Below are 25,336 nucleotides of genomic sequence, written 5' to 3' on the forward strand. Positions count from 1 at the left end.
ATAAGCAAACCAGGAACAGGGGGAATATCATGGCAGTCACAGACAAGATCCTCCGCTATTCGTTTGCGGCAACGCTCATCGGCGCCACGACCGCAGGCATGGCGGGGAGCGCTTCGGCGCGCGACATCACCATCGGCGTGATCGGCCCCCTGAGCGGCCCGGCGGCGAATTCCGGCATTTCGATGCGGCAGGCCTATGAAGTCGCGGCCGAGCAGGTCAACAAGGCCGGCGGCATCGAGATCGGCGGCGCGAAGAGCAAGATCAAGCTGATCTTCGAGGACAGTGCCTCGCGTCCGGAGGTCGGCGTCAGCGCGGCGCAGAAGCTCCTGACCCGCGACAATGTCGATATCCTGGTCGGCGATACGATCGCGAGCTCGGTCACGCTGGCGCTGATGGAAGTCGCGCCAAGCTTCGGCAAGTTCATGATGAGCGGACAGCCCGTCTCCATCGAAATCGCCAAGAAGATCAAGAGCGATCCGGCGCGGTTCGGCAATTTCTGGAAGGCGAGCTTCAACAGCGATGCCTATGCCGATGCGCTGTTCAGCTCGGTGCAGGACCTGATCAAGCAGGGCGCCGTCAAGGCCGACAAGAAGAAGGTCGCCTTCATCGTCGAGGACACCGACTACGGCAAATCGAACGTCGAATATACCGAGCCGCTGTTCAAAAAGGACGGCTGGTCGGTGTCGTCGAGCGAGACCGTGCCGCTCGGCTATGCCGATTTCTATCCTCAGCTCTCCAAGCTGCGTGGCAACGAGCCCGACGTGCTGATCTCGATCTTCACCTCGGTCAATTCCGGCATCGCGCTGGTCAAGCAGATCAAGGAGCAGGGTCTCAAATCGCTCCACCTGGCGGTCTACTATCCGATCCGCCCGGAATTCCTGAAGGGCGCGGGTGCCGCCGCCAACGGGCTGTTGTGGACGCCGCTGTTCTTCGACCCCGTCAACAACCCGAAGCACAAGGGCTTCGCGGAGATGTTCAAGACGGAGGCCAAGGTCGAGGGCAATGGCGACCACGCCCAAGGCTATTGCCAGATGACGATGCTCCTCGACAACATCAAGAAGGCCGGCTCGATCGAACCCGCCAAGCTGTCGGAAGCTTTCGCAAAGACGGATTCGCAATGCGTCATCGCCCGGCTGGTCTATGACACCGAGATCCATACGCCCAAGACCGGCGCGGATTATTTCCCGGTGCCGATCGCCCAGATCCAGGATGGCGTCAGCCGCGCGATCTGGCCCTCGACCGCTGCGACGTCCACGTTCAAGCCGGCCAAATAGGACACGGCAGGCGCGTCGGGACCAGTCAACGGTACCCCGGCGCGCCGTTTCATTGCGTGATCGTTTCGTGGCAGCGGCGGGGTCCGACTCTATGCAAAATCCGGCGCCCGTGACGCCCTTGTTGAAGGTCGAGGGCATCACGATGGCTTTTGGCGGCATCGTCGCTGTCGATAATCTGAGCTTTTCCGTGCAACCTGGCGAGATCCTCGCGCTGATGGGGCCAAACGGGGCCGGCAAGACCACGACCTTCCACGTCATCGCCGGGGTGCACGCGCCGACCAAGGGCAGGATCACCTTCGATGGGCACGAGATCACGGACACCAGGCCCGATCGGCGCTGCCGAGCAGGCCTGGCGCGCACCTTCCAGATCACCCAGCCCTTCGACGAACTCACCGTCGTCGAGAATGTCATGGTCGGCGCCATCGCCCATCACCGTTCCATGGCCGATGCGCGCGTCGAGGCCCGGCGCTATGTGGACATGGTTGGCTTGAGCGAACGGGCCGACATTCTCGCCAAGGGGCTGAGTACCGGCCAGCGCAAGCGGCTGGAAATGGCGCGCGCCATGGCGACGCGACCGAAGCTGCTGCTTCTCGACGAGGTGACGGGCGGCGTCGACATGGCGAGCGTGCCCGGGCTGATCGAACTGGTGAAGCGACTGCGCGGCGAAGGGCTGACGCTGATCATCATCGAGCACAACATGAAGGTGATCACCGAGCTTGCCGACCGCGCGATCTTCATGAATCGCGGCGTGCGCATGGCCGAGGGCACGCCGGCCGAGATCGCGCGTCATCCGGAGGTCATCGAACTCTATCTCGGCGACGGTGACGGGCATGGCTGATACCCCCATACTGACGGTCGAGGGCCTCAACGTCCTTTATGGCGACTACCAGGTCCTCTGGGACGTCTCCATGCAGGTCGGCCAGAGCGAGGTGGTCGCCGTGCTCGGCCCCAACGGCTCGGGCAAAAGCACCGTGCTCAAGGCGATCATGGGCCTGGCGCCGGCCAAATCCGGCAAGGTGATGTTCGAGGGCCAGGACATCACCCGCGTGCCGACGCATGAGATGGTGGGCCTCGGCATCGCGATGGTGCTGGAGCGCCGCCGCCTGTTTTCGGCGATGACCGTGCGCGAGAACGTGCTGCTGGGCGCCTACCACCGCAGCGTCAGCAAGGAGGCGCGCAACCGGCTCGAATGGGTGGAGAGCCTGTTTCCGATCCTGGCGGAGCGGCGCGACCAGATCGCCGGCAAGATGAGCGGCGGCGAACAGCAGATGGTCGCGATCGCCCGCAGCCTGATGTCGAAGCCGCGTCTGCTGCTGATGGACGAGCCTTATCTCGGCCTCTCGCCGCGGGTCGTCAAACAGATCGGCGAGATCATCAAGCGCATCAACCAGGACGGCGTCGCGGTGATCTTCAACGAGCAGAATGTGCAGCTCTCCTTCGGCCTGTCCAACCATGGCTACCTGCTCGAAGGCGGGCGCGTCGTGCTGTCGGGGACAGGAGACGAGATGATCCATTCCGATGTGATCCGCCGCGTCTATCTCGGCGTTTGAGGGGAAGCCTGTGACCTTCGCGATCTTCCTCGAACAGATCATCAACGGCCTGATCATCGGCTCGATGTACGCGCTGATCGGCAGCGGCATCGCGCTGGTCTACGGCACGATGCGCGTGCTGAACCTCGCCCATGGCGAGTTCTACATGCTCGGCGGCTATTTCGTGTTCTTCCTGGCGGTGACCTATGGGGTGCCGTCCTATCTCGCCATTCCGGTGGCGGTCGTCGCGACCTTCATCCTCGGCATGCTGATCCAGCGCCTGACGGTCCATTACCTGATGGGCAAGGAAGCCTGGATGTTCTCGACGATCGCAGCGACATTGGGACTGTCGATCTTCCTGCAGAACGCCGCATTGCTGACCTTCGGCGAGCAGTTCCAGAGCGTGCCCTATTATCTCGACGGCATGATCGAGATCGGCAGCGTCCGCCTGCCGCTGCAGCGCCTGCTGATCCTCGTGGTCGCCATCGTGACGATCGGGGCGATGACCTTCATCCTGAAGAAGACGCGGCTGGGCTGGGCGATCCGCGCCACTGCGCAGGACCGCGACGCGGCTGCCGTCGTCGGCATTCCGGCGCAGCACATCTACCTGATCACCTTCGGCATCGCCGGTGCGCTCGGCGCGGTCGCGGCCGCCATGCTGGCGCCGATCTATGCGATCAACCCGTGGAGCGGCATGCCGATCCTACTCAAGGGGTTCGTCGTGGTCATTCTCGGCGGGCTCGGCAGTTTCCCGGGCGCGATCGCCGGCGGCCTGCTGCTCGGTGTCGTCGAGGCGATCGGCGTGCAGCTGACCTCGTCGGAATGGCGCGACGTCATCGGCTTCGCGATGATGATCGCCGTGATCTGGTGGCGGCCATGGGGCCTGTTCGGCAAGAAGCCGTCATGAGAGCCAGCACCGCCATGCCAACACTCCCGCCGACCGTTTGGAGAGACGCATGTTCCAACCGGTAAAGCCGGCGCAATGGCTGATCATCGCAGTCGCCATCCTGGCGATGGTCGCGGTGCCGCTGGTCACGCGCAATCCCTACCTGCTGCATGTGCTGATCCTGTCGATGATCTTCGGCATCTTCGCCTCGGCCTGGAATCTGGTGGCGGGATTTGGCGGGATGAAGACCTTCGGCCATCACGCCTTTTTCGGCATCGGGGCCTATGTCTCGGCGCTGCTCAGCATCAAGCTGGGCCTGAGCCCCTGGCTGACGATCTGGCTCGGCGCGCTGGCTGCGACCGCAACGGGCCTGTTCATCGGGCTGCCGATCCTGCGGATCCGGTCGATGGCGCATGTCGCGATCGTGACGCTGGGCTTTGCCGAGATCGTGCGCATCGTGATCTCGAACCTGCAGACGATCACGCGCGGCGAGCTCGGCCTGTGGGGCATCCGGCCGTTCGAAGGCTTCACCCTGCCGCTGCTCGGCAAGGTCGTGTTCTCACCGGCCGACAAGGTACCGTACTACTATCTCATCCTGCTGCTGCTGATCGCCTCGACCGCGGTGATCATGCTGCTGATGCGCTCGCGGACGGGGCTCTCGATCATCGCGATGCGCGATGCCGAGGATGCCGCGGAGAGCCTCGGCGTCAACCTCACCCGCCAGAAGCTGCTGGTCTTCGGGATCAGCGCCTTCCTGGTCGGCATCTCCGGCGCCTTCTACGCGCATTACATCAGCATCCTCACGCCGACGGCGGCGGTCGGCATCGACCTGATAATCCTGGTGATCGCGATGGCGCTGGTCGGCGGGCTCAGCACCTTCAGCGGCCCGCTGATCGGGGCGCTGATCCTGACCGGCATCGTCGAGCTGCTGCGCGATCTCGATCAGTACCGGCTGCTGGTCTATGGCGCGATCATCATCCTCATCGTGATGTTCCTGCCCAAGGGACTGACCACGCTCGGTCCGGTGTTCAGGCGGCGCTTCGCGTCGCGCTCCTCGTCCTGAGGTCAAAGGGAACGATCATGCTGGATAAGGATATCGTCGCCGCGATCACGGCGGCAGTCGATCGTGGTTTCGACGAGCAGGTCCGCTTCACCCAGGAGATGGTGCGCTGCCCGTCGGTGCGCGGTCATGAGCATACCGTGCAGGACCTGATGGCGAGCGCGATGGCCGAGCGCGGCCTGGCGGTCGACCACTGGAAGGTCAAGGTCGAGGACATCAAGGATCTGCCCGGCTTCGCGCCCGTGGTCGATGCAAGCTATGAGAACGCCTACAATGTGGTCGGTACCTATCGTCCGGCACAGCGCAAGGGCCGCTCGCTGATCTTCAACGGCCATATCGACGTGGTGCCGACGGGCGCCTGGGAACGCTGGACGACACCGCCCTTCGAGCCGCGCATCGATGGCAAATGGATGTATGGCCGCGGCGCCGGCGACATGAAATCAGGCCTGGCGGGCACGCTGTTCGCGTTCGATGCCGTGCGCGCGGCGGGCTTTGCGCCGACGGCGCCGATCCATTTCCAGTCGGTCGTCGAAGAGGAATGCACCGGCAACGGCACGCTTGCCTGCCTGCAACGCGGCTACCGCGCCGATTGCGCCTTCGTGCCGGAGCCGCTGGAACCAAAGCTGATGCGGGCCGAGGTCGGCCTGATCTGGTTCCGGGTCCATGTCGAGGGCGATCCGCAGCATGCTTCGGCGGGCTTCAACAATGTCGGTTCCAACGCCATCGAGAAGGCGCTCCTGCTGTGGCCGCCGATCAAGCGGCTCGAGGATGAGTGGAACGCGCGCAAGGTTCACCACCCGCTCTACAAGGATCACCCGCATCCGATCCGGGTCAATCTCGGCGAGATCTCGGGCGGCGAGTGGACCTCGAGCGTCCCGTCCAAGGCCGTGCTCAACATCCGGGTCGGCGTGCTGCCAGGCGTGAAGCTCTCCGACATCCAGCGCGAGATCGAGGCGCGGGTGCACGAGGCGGCGCTGGCCGATCCCTATCTGTCGAACCACCAGCCGCGCATCGAGTATCACGGCCATATGGCGGAAGGGTATGTGCTGGAGAATGCGGAGGGCCCGGAAGCCGTGCTCGGTCGCGCCCATCAGGCGGTATTCAATGCGGTCCTGCAGGAGGAGATCACCTCGGCGGCGACCGATGCCCGCTTCTTCGGCCTCTACCAGAATACGCCCGGCCTGGTTTACGGGCCGATCTGCGAAAGGCCGCATGGCTTTGATGAGCGGGTCGACCTCGAGTCGGTCAAGGCCGTGACCAAGACCATGGCGCTGTTCCTGGCGGAATGGTGCGGAATCGAACGCCTGTAGGCCTTTGGGAGTTTGTGCCGTGAGCATGCTGCGCGTGAATGGCGACCGGCTGTGGTCCGCATTGATGGAGATCGGCGAGATCGGCGGAACGCCCGGAGGCGGATGTCGCCGTCTGGCATTGTCGGAAGAAGACGGGCGCGCCCGCGACCTGTTCCGCAAATGGGCGGAGGAGGCCGGCTGTACCGTGACGGTGGACGGCATCGGCAACATCTTCGCCCGCCGCGAGGGTACGGACCACGCCGCCGCGCCGGTGGCAATCGGCAGTCACCTCGACACCGTGCCGACGGGCGGAAAGTTCGATGGCGTCTATGGCGTGATGGCTGGCCTCGAGGTGCTGCGCCGGCTGCGCGACCTGGATCTGCAGACGCGCCTGCCGATCGAAGTGATCGCCTGGACCAACGAGGAAGGCGCGCGCTTCTCGCCGATGACCATGGGCTCCTCGGTGTTCACCGGCGACATGACGCTCGACTTCGCACTGTCGCGGCAGGATCCGTCAGGCCTGAGTGTCGGCGAGGCGCTGAAGCGCATCGGATATGCCGGCAACATGGCGGTCGGGGGGCGGCCATTCACGGCTTATCTCGAGGTTCATGTCGAGCAAGGGCCGCTGCTGAAGGAAGGCGGCGAACAGATCGGCGTGGTGACCGGCTCGTTCAAGGCGCGCTATTTCGTGGCGACGATCAAGGGTCAGGCGGCGCATGTCGGGCCGACTTTGATGGAGCAGCGCCATGATGCGCTGGTTGGCGCGGCGGCGCTGACGCTGGAGATCGACCGGATCGGCCGGTCGCGCGGGCGTGACGGGCGCTCGAACGCGCCCTATCTCGAAGTCTATCCCAATGTACGCGGCGTCATTCCCCAAGAGGTCAGGCTGAGTTGCGACGTGCGCCACCCGGATGCCGACATGGCGCTCGCCATGGAAATGGAATTGCGCGACGCCTGCCGCCGCATTGCGCAGGAGCGCGGCGTATCGATCGATCTTGAGCAGTATTTTGAGTTCGGCCCGATCAATTGCGATCCGGCGATGAGCGCCCTGATCCGCGACACGGCCGAGGGGTTGGGCTTTTCTCAGCGCGATATTCTTACCGTGGCCAGCCATGACGCGGTGCCGATGATGGATTATTGCCCTTCAGCGCTGTTCTTCGTCCCGAGCGATACAGGCATCAGCCACAACGAGACGGAATACAGCACGCCCGAGCAATGCCGGGATGGCGCGGACGTGCTGCTCAATGCGGTGCTGAAACTGGCCGCCTGAGGTCAATCCGCCTCCAGCGTGACGTTCGGCGCGTCGGGCCAGAAGCGCGTGCCGGCCCGCGCCAGGCCGCCGCCGAGGCCCATGGCCAAACCGTCCGCACGCCAGCAGGCCGCGCCCGTGGTGGCGCCACCCGGGCCGAAGGCGATGGCCGTCATGCCACCACCGACATGGGCGACCGGCAGCACGTTCCAGCCGCGCACGGCGAGCCCATCACGCTGGGCAGCGGGGACGGCCTCTTCCACCTCCAGCGCCTCGCCTTGCGTCCACAGTCTGGGCGCCTCGACCGCTTCCTGCAGGCTCATGCCATGATCGATCAGGTTGACGAGGGCCTGCATCACCGAGCCGAATATCCGCAAGCCCCCCGGCAGCCCGAGCGCGAAAGCGGGTTGGCCGTCGCGGAAGACGATGGTCGGCGCCATCGAGGTGGTGACGCGCTTGCCCGGCGCGATCGACAGCGCGTGGCCGGGATGGGGATCGAACAGCGCCATGTAGTTGTTCGGCACGATGCCGGTGCCGGGAATGATGAAGCGGGCGCCGAACAATCCGTTGATCGTCTGCGTGCTGGCGACGATGTTACCCTCGGCGTCGGCCACGGTGACATGCGTGGTATTGGCCGATTCCGATGAGACCACGCCGGGGGCCCAACTGGCGGTGCGTTTGGTGTCGATGCGGCCACGCCGCTCGCCGGCATAGGCTTTCGACATGAGCTGCTCGACCGGCACCTGAACGAAAGCGGGATCGGCAGTGGCTGCGGCGCGATCGGCGAAGGCGATCTTCAGGGCCTCGCCGAGCAGATGCATGCTCTCGACCGACCCGAAGCCGAGACCGGCCATGTCGTAGTGCTCGAGTATGTTGAGCATCTGCGCGACATGAACGCCACCGGCCGAAGGCGGCGGCGGCCCGTAAATGTCGAAGCCGCGATAACTGCCGTGAACCGGAGGGCGATCGATCGTCCTGACGGCCATGAGATCGTCGAGCCCAATCAGGCCGCCGGCCCTGGCCATGTGATCGCTGATATGCCGTCCGAGCGCGCCGCCATAGAGCGCGTCCGGCCCCTCGGCAGCGATGCTGGCGAGCGTGTCCGCGTAGTCGCCCGTCACCAGGCGGTGGCCGGCGGCGAGCGGCGTGCCCCCTGGCAGGTACAGGCGTGCAATTTCGGGGTCTCCGGCCAGATCGGCGGCCGCCTCCGCGATGCAGGCGGCGAGATAGGGCGTGACGGCAAAGCCGCGCCGGGCATGGCGGATCGCCGGCTCCATGACGTCGGCAAGCGAGAGCCGTCCGAAGCGCCGGTTCGCGTCGCACCAACCGCGCAGCGTGCCGGGCGTCGCAACCGCCTTTGCGCCGATCGTGTTCTCGCGATCCACCGTTTCCATATAGGCGGGCATGCGGTCCGAGACCGGGCGATACATATCAGGCGTGGCGGCGCGCGGCGCCGCGCTCAGACCGTCAAGCACGACATGGGTGCCGTCATGCAGGCGGATATGGGAGAGACCGCCGCCGAAAATACCGACCATCATCGGCTCGACGACCGTAAGCGTGAACAGGGCCGCGATCGCCGCATCGACGGCGTTTCCGCCGGCCGCCAGCATTTCGGCACCGGCCGCCGAGGCAAGCGGATGGTTGGTGACGACCATGCCGCGCGAGCCATGCGCCGGCTGCTTTTCCGCGGTGAAACTCACCGCCGCCCTGTCGCGCCAGCCCTGCATCTGTCTCGCCGTCATCGCTTCCCCCAATTGCCCCAAGAGATAGATCTGTCTCTCGCCGACCATAGGCCGAGCCACAATCTGAGCAATGCGATAGCGCTGTCGCAGTCTGGACTTCTGCCCTCCCAACCCTTGGAGCCATAGCGGCTTTATCGCCATGCCGAAGTCGGCCTGATGGCCGTAGCTCTCGTGGCGGCGAAGAGGTCGCAGCGCGGCTTGATCAGGGTCAGGATGACATCGTCCTGCAAGCGCGCATGGCTCAACCGGGTGGCCTACCAGGACCTCGCTGATCTGGTTGCGCTCATACATCGCAACCTCGATTGAAGCCGCAATGCTCAGCTTCACGATCGAAGCGTCAAGCTCGGCTTCCTTTTGCCGTTGCGATTGGCCGCCACCAGCTCTCGGAGCGCCTCCGCTTCCGCAGCTGACATCCAGGCGAAGTCCCTCACGGCCGACGCCATTAATCGCATTCTCCATGCAATATGCATTGACGTTGCAAGGGGCCGTTTGTAGCTTCGCGGAAACCGGGCGCGGCTCGCCGACCCGAACAATCACGCCGTCAGGGAGGTACAAATGCTCAAACGAATGACACTGGCCGCCGTCGCGCTCGCCGCCTCGGTCCTCGCCGTCCAGGCCAAATATCCGGAACGTCCGATCACGCTGATCGTGCCTTGGGCGGCGGGCGGCGGCACCGATGCGGTGGCGCGGCTGATCGCGGGAGGGCTGGAACAGGAGCTCGGCACGCCCGTCAACGTCGTCAACCGCGTCGGCGCGGGCGGCGTCATCGCTCATGCCGAAATCGCGAAGGCGGCCCCGGACGGCTACACCATCGGTCTCGCGACGACCGAACTCTCGACCTATTACTGGGGCGCCACCGGCGACATCACCTGGAAGAATTTCACGCCGATCGCGCTGGTGAACTTCGACCCGAGCGCCATTCACGTGAATGCGACCTCGCAATGGAAAGCGGCGAAGGAGGTCGTCGAGGCGATCCGCGCCGGCCAGCCCGGCACCTACAAGATGTCGGGAGTGCCGATCGGCGGCGCCGCCCATCTCGCCTTCGGCGGGCTGCTGCACTCGATTGGCATCGACCCCAACAAGGTGACGCTCGTCCCGACGCAAGGCGCCGCGCCCGGCTTCCAGCAACTGGCCGCCGGCGGCGTCCATATCGTTGCCTCCTCGCTGCCCGAGGGTGCCTCGATGGTCGAAGCCGGCAAAGTGCGCGCGCTCGCGACCATCGGCAACGAGCGCACCGCAGCCTTTCCGAACGTGCCGACGGCGAACGAGGCACTCGGCGCCAATTACAGCGCGGGCGCCTGGCGCGGCATCGTCGCCCCTCCCAAGCTGCCTGCGGATGTCCGTGAGCGGCTGACGAGCAGCCTGAAGAAAGTCTATGAATCCGAGAACTTCACCAAGACGATGAAGGGCCGCGGCTTCGGCCTGGTCTGGGCCGCCGGTGACGATTTCGCCGCCTATCTCGATAAGGACTTCACGCAGACCGGCGACGTCATGAAGGCGATCGGCATCCGACAGCGCGATTGAACCCGATCTCGGCCGCGCCGGTCCGATCGCCGGCGCGGCCCGCCGCCGCGCGGAGTGTGCGATGAAGGTGAATAATCTAGGCCTCGGAATCATCGCCGCATTTGCGGCGCTGTGCCTGGGGATCGCCGGGATACAACTGCCCAATCCCAGCAAGCAGATCTACGGCCCGGGCTTTTTTCCGCTGCTTCTGGCCGTTCTGCTCGGCGTGACCGCAGTCGCACTGGTCGTCGAGGGTGGCCGCCAGCGCGCGGCGCCGCTCATCAGCCTCCAGCCCTGGACCCGCAATCCGGTGTTCCTGCTGCGCTTCGCCGCGATCCCGGCCGGCGTGGCCTTCTATGTGCTCTGCGTCGGCACGCTCGGCTTCCTGCCGACAGTCTCATTGCTGCTGCTGGCGCTGTTCCTTTCGCTCGGGGTGCGCTGGCAACTGGCCCTCGCTGTCGCCGTCGGCGCCGCACTGCTCATGCACAGCCTGTTCCATCTCGGCCTGAGGGTGCAGTTGCCCTGGGGCCTGCTCGAACCGATCCGCTGGTGACCCCGTGCTCGATGCTTACCTCACCGCACTCGAGATGGTGCTCGCCCCGAGCGTCCTTCTCGTCATCATCGCCTCGGCGGCCTATGGCCTCCTGGTCGGAGCGATCCCCGGACTCTCGGCGACCATGGCGGTCGCCCTTCTCGTCCCGCTGACGTTCTTCATGCCGGCGGTGCCGGCGGTGGCCGCCATCGTCACCGCATCCTCGATGGCGATCTTCGCCGGCGATATACCCGGCTGCCTGCTGCGCATCCCCGGTACGCCCGCCTCGGCGGCCTATGTCGAGGATTCCTATCGGATGAGCCTGAAGGGCGAGCCGGAGAAGGCGCTCGGCATCAGCCTCGTCTTCTCGGTGATGGGCGGCCTCTTCGGGAGCGCCGTGCTGATGGCGGCCGCGCCGGCGATCGCCGATTACGCCCTCAAATTCGGAGCGGTCGAGTTCTTCTGGATTTCGCTGCTCGGCCTGAGCGCGGCCGTATTCATCGGCTCGTCCAGCCCGAGCAAGGGCGTGCTGTCGCTCTTGCTCGGCCTCATCGTGGCGATGGTGGGCATGAACAATCCGGGCGCGGTGCCGCGGCTGACCTTCGGCTCCACCGACCTGATGGCCGGCATTTCGTTGATCCCGGTCATCGTCGGCATGTTCGCCCTCTCCGAGGTGCTGCGCCACATGATCAGCCCCTCGGGGTCGCTCGAGATCGTGCAGAAGAAGATCGGTGGCATCTTCGCCAGCATGTGGCTCCTCACCAAGCAGTATCCCTGGCAGATACTTCGCGGCAGCACGCTCGGCACCGCGGTCGGGATCCTGCCGGGCGCGGGAGCCGACATGGCGGCCTGGCTGTCCTATGCCATGAGCAAGCGCTTCTCGAAGGAGCCGGAGAAGTTCGGCACGGGCCATCCCGAAGGCCTGATCGAGGCCGGCGCCTCCAACAACAGCGCGGTATCGGGCGCCTGGATCCCGGCACTGGTCTTCGGGATTCCCGGCGACTCCATCACCGCGATCGCCATTGGCGTGCTCTTCATGAAGAATATGAATCCGGGCCCGACGATCTTCCTCAATTCGCCGGAGAACGTCTATGCGCTGTTCATCGTCTTCATCCTCGCCAATCTGATCATGCTTCCGCTCGGCTGGGCCTTGATCAAGGTCTCGGCGAAGATCCTCAAAGCGCCGCGCGATTTGCTCATGCCCGTGATCCTGGTTCTGTCGATCCTGGGAGCCTACGCGATCAACAACTCGCTGTTCGACATCTGGGTGATGCTCGGCTTCGGCGTGCTCGCCTTCTTCATGGAGGAGAACGACATCCCGCTCGCGCCGGCCATTCTCGGGCTCGTCCTCGGGCCGATGATCGAGGAGAACTTCGTGAACTCCATGATCATGTCGGGCGGCAGCTTCGTCGGCCTTGTCGACCGGCCGATCGCTGGCACGCTCGCGCTGGTGACCGGCTCCGTCATCCTGTGGCCGATCGTGGCCGGGCTGCGCAGTCGCAGCCAGCCGGCCTGAGCGCTCGGCGCGCCGGCTATCCCGGATCCCAATGAAGAAGGCCGGCATCGATGATGCCGGCCTTCTTCATTGTCTGCAGTTCGCGCAAGGACGCGATCGTCACCAGTTACCGTGGGCCTGCCTTGCGCTCACCGTGCGGTCAAGCGCTTCCCAGTTCCAGTCGATGCCCAGCCCTGGCTGCTCGGACGGGAAGGCGACCCCGTTCTCGATACGGATGCCGGTATGGGTCACGAGATCGAGCTGCGGGATGAACTCCAGCCAGCGGCTGTTGGGCACAGCGCAGCACAGGCCGAGGTGGATCTCCATCAGAAAGTGCGGACAAACCGGGATGTTGAAGCCCTCGGCCATATGCGCGACCTTCAGCCAGGGCGTGATGCCGCCGATACGCGCGACATCGGTCTGCACGATCGAACAGGCACCCGCCTGCATGTAGTCCTTGAACTGCGACAGGCTGTACATCGATTCGCCGACCGCGATCGGGATCGAGGTCGACTGGCAGAGCCGGCGATGCGCGGCGACGTCATCGGCATGGATAGGCTCCTCGAACCAAGCGATATCGAAGGGCTCAAACGCCTTCGCCCGCCGGATCGCCTCGTCCATATGGAACCCTTGGTTGGCATCGGTCATGATGTCCCATTCGGCTCCGACCGCCTCGCGCACCGCGGCGATGCGGCGCGCATCTTCGGCCGCGTGCGGGCGCCCGAGCTTCAGCTTGGAAGCGCCGAAACCGTCCTCCTTGGCGCGGATCGCCTCCTCGACCAATTCGGACTGGTCAAGATGCAGCCAGCCATTCTCGGTGTTGTAGAGCTTGATCCGGTCCTTGGCGCCGCCGGCCAGGCGGTGCAATGGCAGCCCGGTCCGGCGCCCGCGCAAGTCCCAGAGCGCGGTATCGACTGCCGCAAGCGCGAGCGAGGTCACGGGCCCCACGGTGGTTGCATGAACGCGATACATCAGGTCGCGCCAGATCGCCTCGATGTCGTCGGCCTCGCGGCCGAGCAGCACGGGGACGAGGTGGTCATTCAGCATGTGGATCACCGACGAGCCGCCGGTGCCGATCGTGTAGCTGTAGCCGGTCCCGATCACGCCGTCGGCATCCCGGATACGAACGATCGGGGTCTCCTGCAGCTCGAAGCTCTGGACCGCATCGGTCCGCTTCACCTTGGGCTTCAGGTCCGCCTGCAGCACCTGCACTCCGACGATCTTAGCCATTCCGCAACAGCCTCCCATTGACTTCTTGCGCCGAGTCCCGGCTTGGAATAATGAACTTCGTATGCATTAAGCGTTTTTGGGAGGAGCGCGCAATGACTAATCGAGAGGTGAAGGTCGCGCTGTGCGGCGATTGGCCCGACGCCCTGGTCGATCGGCTTGAGCGGCTGCTGCCGGACTGCCGGATCGTGAACCGCGCCCATCTCGATCACACCGCGGCGCGCGCTTGCGAGGTGCTGATTCCGCTGGGCATGGCCGTCACCGAGGAGTTGCTCGCCGGCAGCGCGATCAAGCTCGTCCACCAGTTCGGCGTCGGCTACGACAAGGTCGACACCGCCGCCGCCAAGCGCCATGGCGTGCAGGTCGCCAACGCGCCCTCGGAGTTCTCGGGAATGGCCGCCTCCGTGGCCGAGCACGCAGTGATGCTCGTCCTGGCCTGCGCGCGCCTGCCTGCCGAGTCGGCCGAGAAGATCGAGACCCGGCGCTGGGTCTGGACCGAGCACCTCAATCTCGGCCTGGCCGGCAAATGCGCCGGGCTGATCGGCCTCGGAAACATCGGCTCGGCCGTGGCGCAGCGGCTGCGCGCCTTCGACATGAGGCTCGTCGGCGTCAAGCGGACCGCGCCGGAGACGACGCCTGACGGCTTCGCCTGGGTCGGCGGGCTAGACCGGCTCGACGCCCTCTGCGCGGAAGCGGACTTCATCGTCGTGACGGCGCCCCACAACGCCCAGTCGGACGCTCTGGTCGATGCCGCCTTCCTCGCCCGGATGAAGCCGAACGCCTCCCTGATCAATGTCGGCCGGGGTGCGATCGTCGACGAAGAGGCCTTGATCGGCGCCCTCGATCAGGGGCGCATCCGCGCAGCCGGTCTCGACACCGTACGCCAGGAGCCTCCGGCCGAAGGCAGCCGCCTCGTCGGCCATCCGCGCATCGTGCTGACGCCGCACATCGCCGGCGTGACAGAAATTGCCTTCGACGGCACCACTGCGATGATCGGCGAGAATATCCGCAGGCTTCGCGCCGGCGAAGCACTCCGCTTCCGCGTCGCCTGAGGCACACCATGAAGATCATCAAGGTCGAGCCCTTTATCCTGCATATCCCGGTCACGAGCGGGCAGATCTCCGATTCGACCCATACGATCTCGCATTGGGGCGTGGTCGGCTGCCGCATCGAGACGGAGACCGGCCTTTCCGGCTACGGTTTCACCGGAACTCATGCGCATCTGCCGTCGGACAGGCTGATCACCGCCTGCATACGCGACTGCTATGCACCGCTGCTGCTCGGCGAGGACGCCGGCGAAATCACGCGGCTCTGGCACCGTCTGGCCCGATCGCCGGCACTGCAGTGGATCGGCCGCGCCGGCATCACCCAGCTCGCCCTTGCGGCGGTCGACGTGGCGCTCTGGGATCTCAAGGCGAAGGCGGCGGAGCAGCCGCTCTGGCATGTCCTCGGCGGCGCGACCAGTACGGTCCTCGACGCCTACAACACCGACATCGGCTGGCTCTCGATTCCGGACGACGCATTGGTCGCGGGCAGCGTCGCCGCCGTCGAAAAAGGCGGTTTCCGGCGCATCAAGCTCAAGGTCGGCCATGCCGACCCGAACACCGACCTCGCCCGCATCGAGAAGGTGCGCAGGGCGGTTGGCGACAGCGTTACCATTGCGGTGGACGGCAACGGGAAATGGGATCTCCCAACCTGCATGCGCTTCTGCGCCCGGGCCGAGGCCTATGATTTGCTCTGGTTCGAGGAGCCGCTCTGGTACGACGACGTCGCCTCCCACGGCGCACTGGCCCGGGCGACCACGATCCCGGTTGCGCTCGGCGAGCAGCTCTACACCCTCGACGCCTTCAATGCCTTCCTCGACGCCGGCGCGATCCATTATGTCCAGCCGGACGTGACCCGCCTCGGGGGCATCACCGAGTACATTCAAGTGGCGGATGCAGCCCATGCCCGGCGCCTGCCGGTCGCCCCGCATGCCGGCGACATGTCCCAGGTTCACGTCCACCTCGCCTTCTGGCATCCCGCCTCGACGATTCTGGAGTATATCCCCTGGATCAAGGACTGGTTCGAAGAGCCCGCCGCGGTCGAGGCCGGCGCCTTTCGGCGCCCACAACGGCCGGGCGCGAGTTCGACACCAAGCGAAGAGGCGTTCAGGCGGTTCGCCCAGCCCGCCTGAACGCATCGACTGATGTGAGCGGCTTTGAAAGGCGCAGGCAGCATGACGAGAGCTTCGGCGTCTCCGGCTGGCAAGGTCGGCGAACCCCTGGTCGGCCTGCCGATGTACAGGCTCATCGCCGACACACTCCAGAGCAACATTCGCGACGGCACGCTGCCGGACGGCACCGTGGTGAACGAGACTTCCGTCGCGAAGGCATTCGGCACCAGTCGCGTGCCGGCGGCAGCGGCATTGCGGGAGCTTGAAGAAGCGGGGCTGGTCAGCCGTCTGGCGCGGCGCGGCTTCCAGGTCGGGCAGGGAGCCGGCAAGCTGCACCGGGTCGATCTGCTCGAAGCCGGACTCGTCCTGCCGGAGGGGTTCGACACCGCCGGCGGCTCGCGCAGCCACCGCGCACGGCTCTATCCGGAGGTCGAGCGCGAAATTTCCGCCTGCCTCGCCTATGGCAAATTCACCGTCAACGAGAGCGGGCTGGCGCGCGCCTACGGCGTCAGCCGGACCATCGCGCACGAGATCCTGGTGCGATTGGAGCGGCTCGATATCGCGCGGCTCGAAGGCTCGCGCTGGTATGTCGGGCCGCTGTCCATGGACGATCTACGCAACCGCTACGAGATGCGCTGGCTGCTCGAGCCCGCCGCCCTCATGCGCGCAGCCCCCCTCCTCGGCCGCCCCGCCGTTACGCGTGCCCTGCGCAGGGTCGAGCGCTATGTCGATGCCGAAACCCGCCCGGCCGCGACGACGATCCTCGAGCTCGAACAGGACCTCCATCTCGACATGGTGCTCAAGAGCCCCAACAGCGAGATGTGCTCGGCAATCTACCGCTCGCAACTGCCCCTGCTGTCGACGCACTACACCTTCCAGAAGGGCACCAGCGTGGAAGAGATACGCAGCATGGCGCGCGAACACGTCGCGGTGTTCCGCCGGCTGCTGGCGGGGGACGCGGCGGGCGCAGCGGAGGCGCTGGAGCAGCATCTTCGCTCGGCCTTCGACGTCGTGATCGAGCGCTATCAAGCCTCGCCGCCGGACGATTTCGTGGCGCCAGAATACATGTCGCGCGAGGCCTAGAGCTTTTTCGAGCAACGCACCAGCCGGAACAATGCCGGGCCGAACGCAGCCGCGGCGGCACATTCTCGGCCGCAACCGCCAAGCCCTGCCGTCACATCGTCGCTGACGGCAAGAGAGACCTTCCGATGCCTCTCTTGCGAACCTCACCTATAGCCAGAACGGGCGCTTTCACGCTCCTGGTCGAAGCCCTGACGCAGATCGTCGAAACCGATGACGAAGCCCGCGACAAGGCCATCGCCAAGCCTCGCATCGAGGCCCGGACGGCAACTCAGCACAGCGCCTGAAGCCGAGGACGATTGACGAGACGAGGCGTGCCGGTGAAGATCAGCGGACTCTATCCAAGCAAAATACGACGAACTGCCTCGACATCCTTCTGCCGCAACAGAAATTATTGAAGACTATATTTACTTACTTGGATAGCTCGCAGTGGAATTTTCCTTCGCCGGCCGGTATCGGATTGTGCGTCTGGAAACAGGCGATTATCGTATATACGGAGGATGCCAGCGCTATGGACGCGACTGAGCTTTGCTCATTTGTCCATTTTATAGTCGCGATATTCTCACCCGGATAGTAAGTTCCGGTCTTACAGCGCCAATCTCCGACATTCTGGAATCCAAATATTCGCGCGACTTCGCCGACACCGCTCTTGTCACAGAACCTGGCTGTTATTGCCCGGTCGCACTTATTTTCAAAACTCCGAAAACTCCAGCTCCGATCATCGGAAACATTGATGCAATGCATCGCCGAAGCGCTGCTCGTTGATTTAAAAACATAAGGAACAACGATCGCCCCGAAAACGCCTGCGAGAACATATGGCCAGATTTTCATCTTAACGGAACACTCTTTCGATAACGGCCCATATGACGTAGAACCACGACAAGGGCGCTAAAAACAGTAAATATGCAATTCCTGACATTCCATTTTTGGCAATAAGAATCATGGCTGCAATAAACACACCAGCCCAATAGCCATCAGAACTCATTTCTGCGCACCTCCCCCAATCCCCGTAAAACCGCGAACATGCGAAATGAAACGGCCCACGCGCGAGTCATTGCGGCGATCTGAATTCAAATCGCCATGAAGGCGGCGCAGATGGTGCTTTATTGAATGCCTGCTCTTTCTTTGCTTGCTCCGCCATCACCGATCCCTCCCGGTGTCGCGCGATGCCCCTGAGAACACGCCACGCACAAAGCCGCGAGAGACGGCTTTGGCAGCAGCCCCCGGAACGTCCGCCGCTCGCTTCCATATTTCTCAACCGGCCCGATCGTTCCCACGCGATCGCGCCACGATCGTCTTCGATCTCGGCCAGCCTCGCCGACATGACCTATTCCTCCTTCACGAGAACGGAACAGGAGCAAAAGCCGAGCGGATACCAGGCTGCTTGCCGGGGTATGCACAATGCGCTTGATCAGTGTTGTGCGCTTCCGCGCTTTGATTGCCGCATGAGCAAGCTGGAACAGCATCGGATTGAGCGCCCATGCCTTGGCGCCGACAAGGAACCCGTACAGTTCGGCGGCGCTTTGCGGCGATCTCGCGCCGTCATAGCCGAGCTGCTGCGAGCCGGACATTCTCGGCCTCGCACTGCGCCCTGATGAGCTCCGTTGAGTTGGTCCCTACCGAGCCATGTCTTTTGGCGGCCAGCAGGACCGCGATGCCGAGGAAACACCGCGGGCCGGAAGAAACCCTGAAGCACTGTTCGATCGATTTTTCGATCCCGATCTCGTCAAAAATCAGCATCCGCTGTCGTGGCCGCAGCCTACGCTGCCACATGACAGGACTGACGGCATCGATCCCCGTCGAACGCCATGGCCGGATCGATCGAGATGTCGGCCTATGCGATCCGCGCCTATGTCTTCAGCGCCCCATCATGCGAAATGATCGGGATCGGCGGCGAGACCGCGACGATACGCGCCTGCGCCTCGACCATCTGGCGCAGGGCTTGCGGCGTCACCTCGACCGCCGGCTCATCCCCGCCCGCCCGGCCAAACAGCCAGTCGAATTCGAAAGCGCCCGAGAGCGCCTCTGGGAGATGCAGCAGCGATATGTCGACCCAGAATTCGCCTGCGCCGCCCTTCGCCTCAACCCCGATGAAGAAGCCGGAATTCTCTCTGATCTTTGTCGGCATTGCAAAGCTGCCGGCGCTGTTGTCATGCGGAACCAAGCGTGCCTCTCCGTCGGATCGCAATTGCTGGACGGACACGATCCTTTCTCCCTCCACCCGCAGCTCGAGCGCCTTGGTGAAGCTCTTCGCGCCGTTGTCGAGCTGGATCTCGATCTTGCGGAGATTCTTGTTCGCATCGGCCAACTCAAGCTCCAGGCTGGTGAACCGGCGCAGATGCGCTGGCGATCCAACCAGGCGTATCAGGAGCCGCATGCCGTTGATGTCGGTGTCGAGGCCGGTTCCCGTCAGGTCGAAATAGGCCTTGTGGTATGTCAGCGGGATCGCCCCCGACGGGGTCCCGCACAGGATCGCGGCCGGCGTCTCGAACTCGACGACTCGCACGCGGTCTTCGGCAGAGGGGGATTTGATGGCGCCCGACGGCAAGACAAGCGCGTTGGCCGCGCCAGCGAGCAGCGCCGAACGGCAGAAAGTCTCGACCGGCCGCCCCGGCTCGTCGAGATAGCGGGTGGTGAGCGCCGCAAGATGGCGATGGACGTGGAGCGGAAACGGGCTGAGGAGGGTTGACGAGATCAGCCAGGCGGGCTGGCCATTGCTGCCGCTGCGCATCAGCTGGATCTTCTCGTGGTTCGCCGTGAGCATGGCGACGAGATCCGTTGTCGGCACCGGTTCCGCGGCAAAGTCATTCTGATCGCCCGAACCGCCCGGCAGCTTCTGCTCGGCGACATGCACGAAGTCGAAATCGCGGCTGGTCCGTGTCCAGGCCAGGAAGGTCGGCAAGCTCGCCATCGCGGCACGGGCAGTAGCGCTTTCCACTGCCGTCAAAGTGATGGCGACCGGCTGCTCCTTCTTGCCCTTGCCCTTGTCCTTGGCGGGCGACGACCATTCGAAGCTTGCCAGCATAAGCGGCGCACTGCTGCGGCCGGCGGCTGTGTCGACCCAGTTCGCTGTCGGAACCGCGAATACGGAAAGCGAATAGCGTCCGGCGGAGACCGGCTGGTGCAGAACGGCGAGCTTCGCGAAATCGCGTTCCTCCGGCGAGCCCTTCTGGATCGACGGCAAGCGTGCGATGTCGACATGCTTGTCCTTGGCTCCCGCGACATGGCCGTCGACGGCGAGCTTGAGGGTGTGCAAGACGAGGGCGCCACCGGCTTCAGCGCTCAGCAGCAGATCCGCTTCGGCCCCGTCGGCGCCGTATCGCAGCAGCTTTTCGGGCATCCCTTTCTGCAGATCCAGCTCGATCCACCAGCCGCGCTCGGCGTCGAGGCCGATGGGCGCAACGGTCTCTTCCGTCGTCCATGCCGGATCGAGGTGACGGCGTAGCGAAACGCCGAGGAAGTGCTCCTCGAGCGAAACGGCGTTGGAGTCCGCATCGCCGATATCGCGTGGCGAGAGCATGACGAGGCTGTTCGGGAAGGCCGGCGCCGTGGCGTTGGCATGGTCGAAGGTCAGGCCGACCGGGCCTTCGGCCATCAGCGTCATGCCGAGCGCCCGCGTCTTGTCCATGGGGCGGTAGTCCAGATAGGGGGTCGGTCCGATCTCCTTGCGCGCGTCGAGGATCTCGACGGTTGCGACCTGCTTGCCCGAGCCCGATTGTGGGAGCGCTTCAAAGCCGTAGCCGAAGCCGGTCTTGATCTCCGAAGCGATCCGATCGGCGAGCCCGCCGCGGGCGAAAGGCGGCTCCTGCAGCACGCCGATCACCGGCGGCCCGGGATGCCTGTCGGCCCCGCCGCCCGGCGCCGACGTCAGGGGGATCAGCGCGCGCAGTTGCGGCCGGGTCAGCATGATGCGCGACTGGTCGGCGAGCATTGCGACGCGCATCGTCCAGCCTGTCTCCGGCCTCGCCTCCTCCGCCGACCAGGAACTGAGCTCGCGGCCAGCCCGCAAGGCGCCGGCATAGCGCGAGCGCAGGGTGAAGCGATGACGGAAATAGGTGGCGGAAGGCTGGTCCCAGAAATGCGGTTGCAGCACCGTGCGCGAGGGCAAGGGCAGCAGCTTCTGGGTGACGCTCTGAGCGTCGAGATTCGAGCGGTCGAAAAACGCCTCACCCTCGAAACGAGCCAGCCGACCAGCCTGATCGAGCCGGAGCTCCACGGCCGGGTCGAGCGGGGCGTCCACCTTCTGGCAGTCCTCGCGAAAATCTCTCGGGTTGATGTGATGATAGATCGGGCGCCCGCTCGGGCGCCAGCGCTGCGACGTCACGTCGATTTCGCCGATCAGTCGCCAGAAGCGCGTCCGCTCGGCGTGCGATGGACCTTTCGGCAGTTGGTCCCTGGTGACGATCTCATAGCGGCGGGAGCTGCGGATCGGCTGAACCGTGATCATCTCGGCGGCGAGCCGGTTCCGAGCCTCCTTGTCCTGCTGCGCGGGCGTGAAGGCCAGCATCGTCTCGACCCGAACCGCCGCGGCCGGGAAAGCGAGGTACTTGCCGGCGATGGCGCGTGTCGTGAATTGCAGAAGGCCGGAGTCGAACACGGGCGGATGAATGACCTGCCCAGCGAAGTGCTCGGCCGGGACGAGCGCGTCGACAGACAGGCGCGCGACATGGCCGGCCGGGATGGTCGCCCTGAAATCGCTGGCTTTGCCTGCAAGGCTCAGCGAAGAGCCCGGACCGAGCGTGACCGTGCAACAGAATGCCTGCGCGATCGGGTTGAAGATCTCGGAGCGCAGACGCTCGGGCGTCCAGAACATGTTGTCCTTCAGCGCCTTGGCGATCCTGCCCAGCACCGCCGAGACGTCGAAGGTCACGCTGCCGGGCTTCGCCGGCGTACCGGCGAGCTGATCGAGCAGGACGAGCTCGATCCGCATCTGCTCCACGGCCGGATCGGGCAGCCGGTCGAGCGCGGCCGCGAGGCTCTCATCCTGGTGACGCATCAGATAGGCGGCGAGCAGCGCGCCCTCGAAGCACCGGGCGATGGCGTCATCCTTGAAGATCCGCTTGCGCAGATCGGCATTGCCGAGCCAACGGTCGAAATCGAGATAGCCGATCCGCGGCGTATGCAGCGTGACGGTGACCTCGTCGCTCAGCCCGCCATTCCAGCCACCCTTTTCCGGGGCTAGAAGCAGCAGCGGTGCATCCACTCCGTCCGGCGCGCGGGCCCCCGTATCCGTGAAGCTCATCGCGGCCGACTCGCCGGCGGCTTTCAACACGAGGCGCAGCCGCAGCGTGTCGGACCGGCTCTGGAACGTGCGCCTTTCCTTGACACCGCCGCAGCTCACCGTCAGCACCACGTCGAGCGGGCTGGCGGCATCATACGGGTCGCTGCGCGTCGCACTGGAACTGATCTCGATCGCGTCCACCGCTGCGAGATCGACAGCGTTCGACTTGCCCTCATTGGCCGCGCCCAACTGCTCGAAGCTGACATTGGCGATGCCGGGATGGTCCGGGTGCGCGGCCGGGCCATCGAAGAAGCGCAACTCGAGCGCGGAGGGCGCGCCGATCCAGCGGATATCGGCGAGCTGCCAGCTGTTCGTCATGTGCGAGGCGATGGCGCTGCCGATCACCAGGGCCCCGCGTCCGTCGGATTCGCGAAACAGATCGCGCGCGCCATCGGCGGATTGTTCGGCGTAAAGTCCGATGCGCGGATAGTCGGCGGCGAGCGGCACGACCGCGGCGAGCGGAGCACCGATGCGCAGGAGCTTTCCGTTCTCGCGCCTCTCCTCCACCGCCGTCTGGCCGATCGCGGTACGACGGCTGTAAGGGACTCGTGCGATCAGCGCGCCCTGCGTCGTCTCGCCCGGCGCCTGCAGCTCGTGCTTCGGCATCCAAGGCTGCGCGGCCGAGTGCTGCAGAATGAGCGGCAAGGTACCGGCATTGGTCGTGACGAAGGACAGGCTCTCGACCCAACGCCCATAGGCGAGACGTGGGACCCTGGCGAAACCGGGCGCCGTGGAGGAGCCGTGGCGATAGAACGGCGTGTAGCTGCGTTCTCCTTCCGCGGTACCGTTCGGAAGCCGCGTTTCCAGGAGCTCGCTGCTGGCGAAGGGAAAGCCCTGAAAGTCGATGAACATCGGGGCCCGGCCGTCGCTCACCGCCGGCAGCATCGGATGGATCGCAGCTTCAACGGTCGTGACGGATGCGGGCTTGTCAGGATCGTGCGGCCAGGTCAGCTCGGCCAGATTGGCATGTGCCCAGGGGTTCTTGCTGTCATCGGGGCTGTCGATGCGCCGCAGGCAGACGCCGATGCCGTTCAGATGCTGCGCGAAAACGTCGACCCGGGCTCCGTCCATATCGGCGGCAATCTGGATAGGCAGCGGCTGCGGCGCATTCTCAGGGATGAAATGCGCCAGCGGATCGAGGAGGCGGTCGAGCCCCGCGATCGACGCAGCATAGGCTCGCGCGAGATGCGTGTGGACCAGCCGCCTGTCCTCGGACGTTCCCGGAAACGCCGGCGTCGGCAGCGCCTCGATCAACGTGGCGAAACATCCCAGCCCTGCCGCAACGCCGTCCTCGCCGAGCAGACGCCTGCCGAAATAGTCGGCGTCCCTGGCGAGCTCGCGAAATTGCGTCGATCTGCTTCGCTCCGTGCCGTCCAGCCGCTCCAGCACCAGTTTGAGGAACTCGCTGCCGGCAGCACGCCTGGCCGCCTCGGCACCGTTGAAAGCGCCGTCGAGCAGGGTTCGGAAGGCAGCCCAGGCCGACGGGACCACATTGCTCTCGATAGCACCGATGAGTGCCTCGTCGCCGGGTCGCCCGATCGCCTCCGCATAGTTTTCGGCGATCAGCCGCGCCGGCGGTCCGTTGAACGCCGGTGCACTGGTCTCGATCAGCCGCAATGTCGCCGCTTCCAGCCCCGCTTCGTCCTGCAGACGCTGTTCCGCAGCGGCGAGGCCCCGCATCAGCATCGCGAGCCCCTGCTCCTCGGTGACCGAGAGCCGGGCGGGGTCGAGCACCGGTCCCGGCGCGCCCTCATAAATGCGCAGCAAGGTCTCGACATAGCCTGCTTCAGGCGAGGCATCGGATCCGGGCTTGCCGATGCCGTGCACATGGCGCAGGGCTGCGGCAAGCTGCGCGCGATCGGCATTGCGCTGCGCAAGCGGACTGTGCCGCAACGTATCGCGCAGCGCGCCGGTCACGAGCGGAGCGCGCAAATTCTCTGGTGTGAGCTTATGGGCGTCTTGAAACCCCGGCCGTTCGAGCTCTTCGAGCAGCGCCGTGACCAATGGCGCGAGGATCGGCCCCTCGCTGTCACCGCCGGATGCAGGTTTCAGGAGACCGATGAGGAGGGTGTCGAGCGCGGCGCAGAGCCCGGCGGCGGCGGCCCAGACGGCGATCGGCGACGGTGTTCCTGGCTCGGCCGGAACTGAACTTGGCTCGAACAACGCTTCGTACGGCCTGTCCACCTCGCCGGCAGACGAAGCCAGCGCAGGGCCGACCGCCAGCAACGTGGCGGCCCGTTCCTCGAACCAGCGCACGACGCGCCACAGATTGACGGCGTCGCAATCGACCTTGAGAAAGCCCTCTGGGCCGATGATGTCGTCGACGTCCCCGGGCAGGTCGAGCGGCAGGGTCGCCTCGCTCAGCAGCTCGGTCCTGCAAATGACCCTGCCGAGTCCGCCGAGCGGGTCATAGCTGACATCCCAGTTTGGATCGGCGATGGTGCCAGCGGTCGTCGGCACCTCCGGATGCTCGCCCGGGTCGGCGAAATAGGGCAGCACCAGATAGTGCCCGAGCCCCTTGCTCGCCGGGCGCAGCAGATGCGTCAGCCCGAATTTGTGGGCGATCGGCGCGTTCCACGACTGCGCCGCCCGCAGCCGGTCGGCGGCTCCGGCAGCCTGGATGGTGATCTCCGTCGGCTCTTGCGTGTTGGCGGCTGCGCTGGTCGACCAGTACCGCGACGAGGAGGTCGAGGCTGGTCGCCCTTCCTTGTCGAGCCATGCCAGGAGCTCCCCAGCCGCACCGAGCGAGGTCTCGGAAATCTGGTCGTCGACCTTGCCGACCCATGCCAGCCCCTGGCCGGTGACGTATTTCCAGACATGGAACCGGACCTGCTGCACGGCCTGCAGAAATCTGTCGAAGAGGTCCCGCGCCACGACCTCCTCCTCATCGATCGGCGCGGCCGCTCCGGAATCAGACGGGTATTCAAGGCTGAGATTGACCGCGAAGACGATCGGCTTCTCGGCGCTGGCGGGGTGGAACGAGGCCGGCTCGCGATCCAGCAGGCAATGGAGGACGGGGTCTTGCAAGGCCATG

At 65.2% G+C, this 25,336-nt stretch carries 17 protein-coding genes; 13 read left to right on the forward strand and 4 right to left on the reverse strand.

Annotated features, from left to right (window positions below; translation table 11 throughout):
* The first annotated feature begins 29 nt into the window (after positions 1–29).
* From ACWGRX_RS06495 to ACWGRX_RS06525, 7 genes are all read left to right on the forward strand, one after another.
* Positions 30–1,274, forward strand: coding sequence for an ABC transporter substrate-binding protein (locus ACWGRX_RS06495; RefSeq protein ID WP_452116858.1), 1,245 nt, complete (start codon positions 30–32; stop codon positions 1,272–1,274).
* Between the two features lie 109 nt (positions 1,275–1,383).
* Positions 1,384–2,112: an ABC transporter ATP-binding protein gene (locus tag ACWGRX_RS06500; protein WP_291640446.1), complete on the forward strand. Its 729-nt coding sequence runs from the start codon at positions 1,384–1,386 to the stop codon at positions 2,110–2,112.
* A complete protein-coding gene (locus tag ACWGRX_RS06505) occupies positions 2,105–2,824 on the forward strand; it encodes an ABC transporter ATP-binding protein (RefSeq protein ID WP_291646493.1) in 720 nt (239 codons plus the stop codon). The genes ACWGRX_RS06500 and ACWGRX_RS06505 overlap by 8 nt, the downstream gene beginning before the upstream one ends.
* A 10-nt stretch (positions 2,825–2,834) precedes the next feature.
* Positions 2,835–3,710 (forward strand): branched-chain amino acid ABC transporter permease, encoded by an 876-nt coding sequence (locus ACWGRX_RS06510; protein ID WP_291640449.1) that lies wholly within the window; start codon positions 2,835–2,837, stop codon positions 3,708–3,710.
* A gap of 49 nt (positions 3,711–3,759) precedes the next feature.
* A complete protein-coding gene (locus tag ACWGRX_RS06515; RefSeq protein ID WP_452116859.1) occupies positions 3,760–4,752 on the forward strand; it encodes a branched-chain amino acid ABC transporter permease in 993 nt (330 codons plus the stop codon).
* Between the two features lie 17 nt (positions 4,753–4,769).
* Positions 4,770–6,059 (forward strand): ArgE/DapE family deacylase, encoded by a 1,290-nt coding sequence (locus ACWGRX_RS06520; protein WP_452116860.1) that lies wholly within the window; start codon positions 4,770–4,772, stop codon positions 6,057–6,059.
* Between the two features lie 25 nt (positions 6,060–6,084).
* Complete coding sequence (locus ACWGRX_RS06525) at positions 6,085–7,308, forward strand: Zn-dependent hydrolase (protein WP_452116959.1); 1,224 nt, start codon at positions 6,085–6,087, stop codon at positions 7,306–7,308.
* 2 nt (positions 7,309–7,310) lie between these two features.
* On the opposite strand, the gene ggt is transcribed toward ACWGRX_RS06525, so the two are convergent.
* On the reverse strand, positions 7,311–9,014 hold the full coding sequence (gene ggt / locus ACWGRX_RS06530) for a gamma-glutamyltransferase (RefSeq protein ID WP_452116960.1): 1,704 nt from the start codon (positions 9,012–9,014) through the stop codon (positions 7,311–7,313).
* A gap of 696 nt (positions 9,015–9,710) precedes the next feature.
* On the opposite strand from ggt, the gene ACWGRX_RS06535 reads away from it, so the two are divergent.
* The 3 genes from ACWGRX_RS06535 (at position 9,711) to ACWGRX_RS06545 (ending at position 12,580) form a co-directional block, all read left to right on the forward strand.
* The gene (locus tag ACWGRX_RS06535) at positions 9,711–10,553 is read left to right on the forward strand and encodes a tripartite tricarboxylate transporter substrate binding protein (protein WP_452116861.1); all 843 of its coding nucleotides are present in this window, start codon (positions 9,711–9,713) and stop codon (positions 10,551–10,553) included.
* 61 nt (positions 10,554–10,614) lie between these two features.
* Positions 10,615–11,085, forward strand: a complete 471-nt coding sequence (locus ACWGRX_RS06540; protein WP_452116862.1) for a tripartite tricarboxylate transporter TctB family protein — start codon at positions 10,615–10,617, stop codon at positions 11,083–11,085.
* A 4-nt stretch (positions 11,086–11,089) separates the two neighbouring features.
* A complete protein-coding gene (locus ACWGRX_RS06545) occupies positions 11,090–12,580 on the forward strand; it encodes a tripartite tricarboxylate transporter permease (RefSeq protein WP_452116863.1) in 1,491 nt (496 codons plus the stop codon).
* Between the two features lie 99 nt (positions 12,581–12,679).
* Here ACWGRX_RS06545 and ACWGRX_RS06550 read toward each other — a convergent pair whose 3' ends face one another.
* Positions 12,680–13,789 (reverse strand): mandelate racemase/muconate lactonizing enzyme family protein, encoded by a 1,110-nt coding sequence (locus ACWGRX_RS06550; RefSeq protein WP_291640459.1) that lies wholly within the window; start codon positions 13,787–13,789, stop codon positions 12,680–12,682.
* Positions 13,790–13,881: 92 nt separating this feature from the next.
* On the opposite strand from ACWGRX_RS06550, the gene ACWGRX_RS06555 reads away from it, so the two are divergent.
* The 3 genes from ACWGRX_RS06555 to ACWGRX_RS06565 are packed head-to-tail and all read left to right on the forward strand — an operon-like array spanning position 13,882 to position 17,024.
* Complete coding sequence (locus tag ACWGRX_RS06555) at positions 13,882–14,838, forward strand: NAD(P)-dependent oxidoreductase (RefSeq protein WP_452116864.1); 957 nt, start codon at positions 13,882–13,884, stop codon at positions 14,836–14,838.
* Positions 14,839–14,846: 8 nt separating this feature from the next.
* Entirely contained in the window at positions 14,847–15,962 is a 1,116-nt protein-coding gene (locus ACWGRX_RS06560; protein ID WP_452116865.1) for a mandelate racemase/muconate lactonizing enzyme family protein, read from the forward strand.
* A 42-nt stretch (positions 15,963–16,004) separates the two neighbouring features.
* The gene (locus tag ACWGRX_RS06565) at positions 16,005–17,024 is read left to right on the forward strand and encodes a GntR family transcriptional regulator (RefSeq protein WP_452116866.1); all 1,020 of its coding nucleotides are present in this window, start codon (positions 16,005–16,007) and stop codon (positions 17,022–17,024) included.
* A gap of 1,100 nt (positions 17,025–18,124) precedes the next feature.
* Here ACWGRX_RS06565 and ACWGRX_RS06570 read toward each other — a convergent pair.
* Positions 18,125–18,592, reverse strand: a complete 468-nt coding sequence (locus tag ACWGRX_RS06570; RefSeq protein WP_452116867.1) for a hypothetical protein — start codon at positions 18,590–18,592, stop codon at positions 18,125–18,127.
* A 278-nt stretch (positions 18,593–18,870) separates the two neighbouring features.
* Positions 18,871–25,335 (reverse strand): hypothetical protein, encoded by a 6,465-nt coding sequence (locus ACWGRX_RS06575; protein ID WP_452116868.1) that lies wholly within the window; start codon positions 25,333–25,335, stop codon positions 18,871–18,873.
* Between the last annotated feature and the right edge of the window lies 1 nt (position 25,336).

The sequence above is a fragment of the Allobosea sp. NPDC055594 genome, assembly GCF_053618995.1.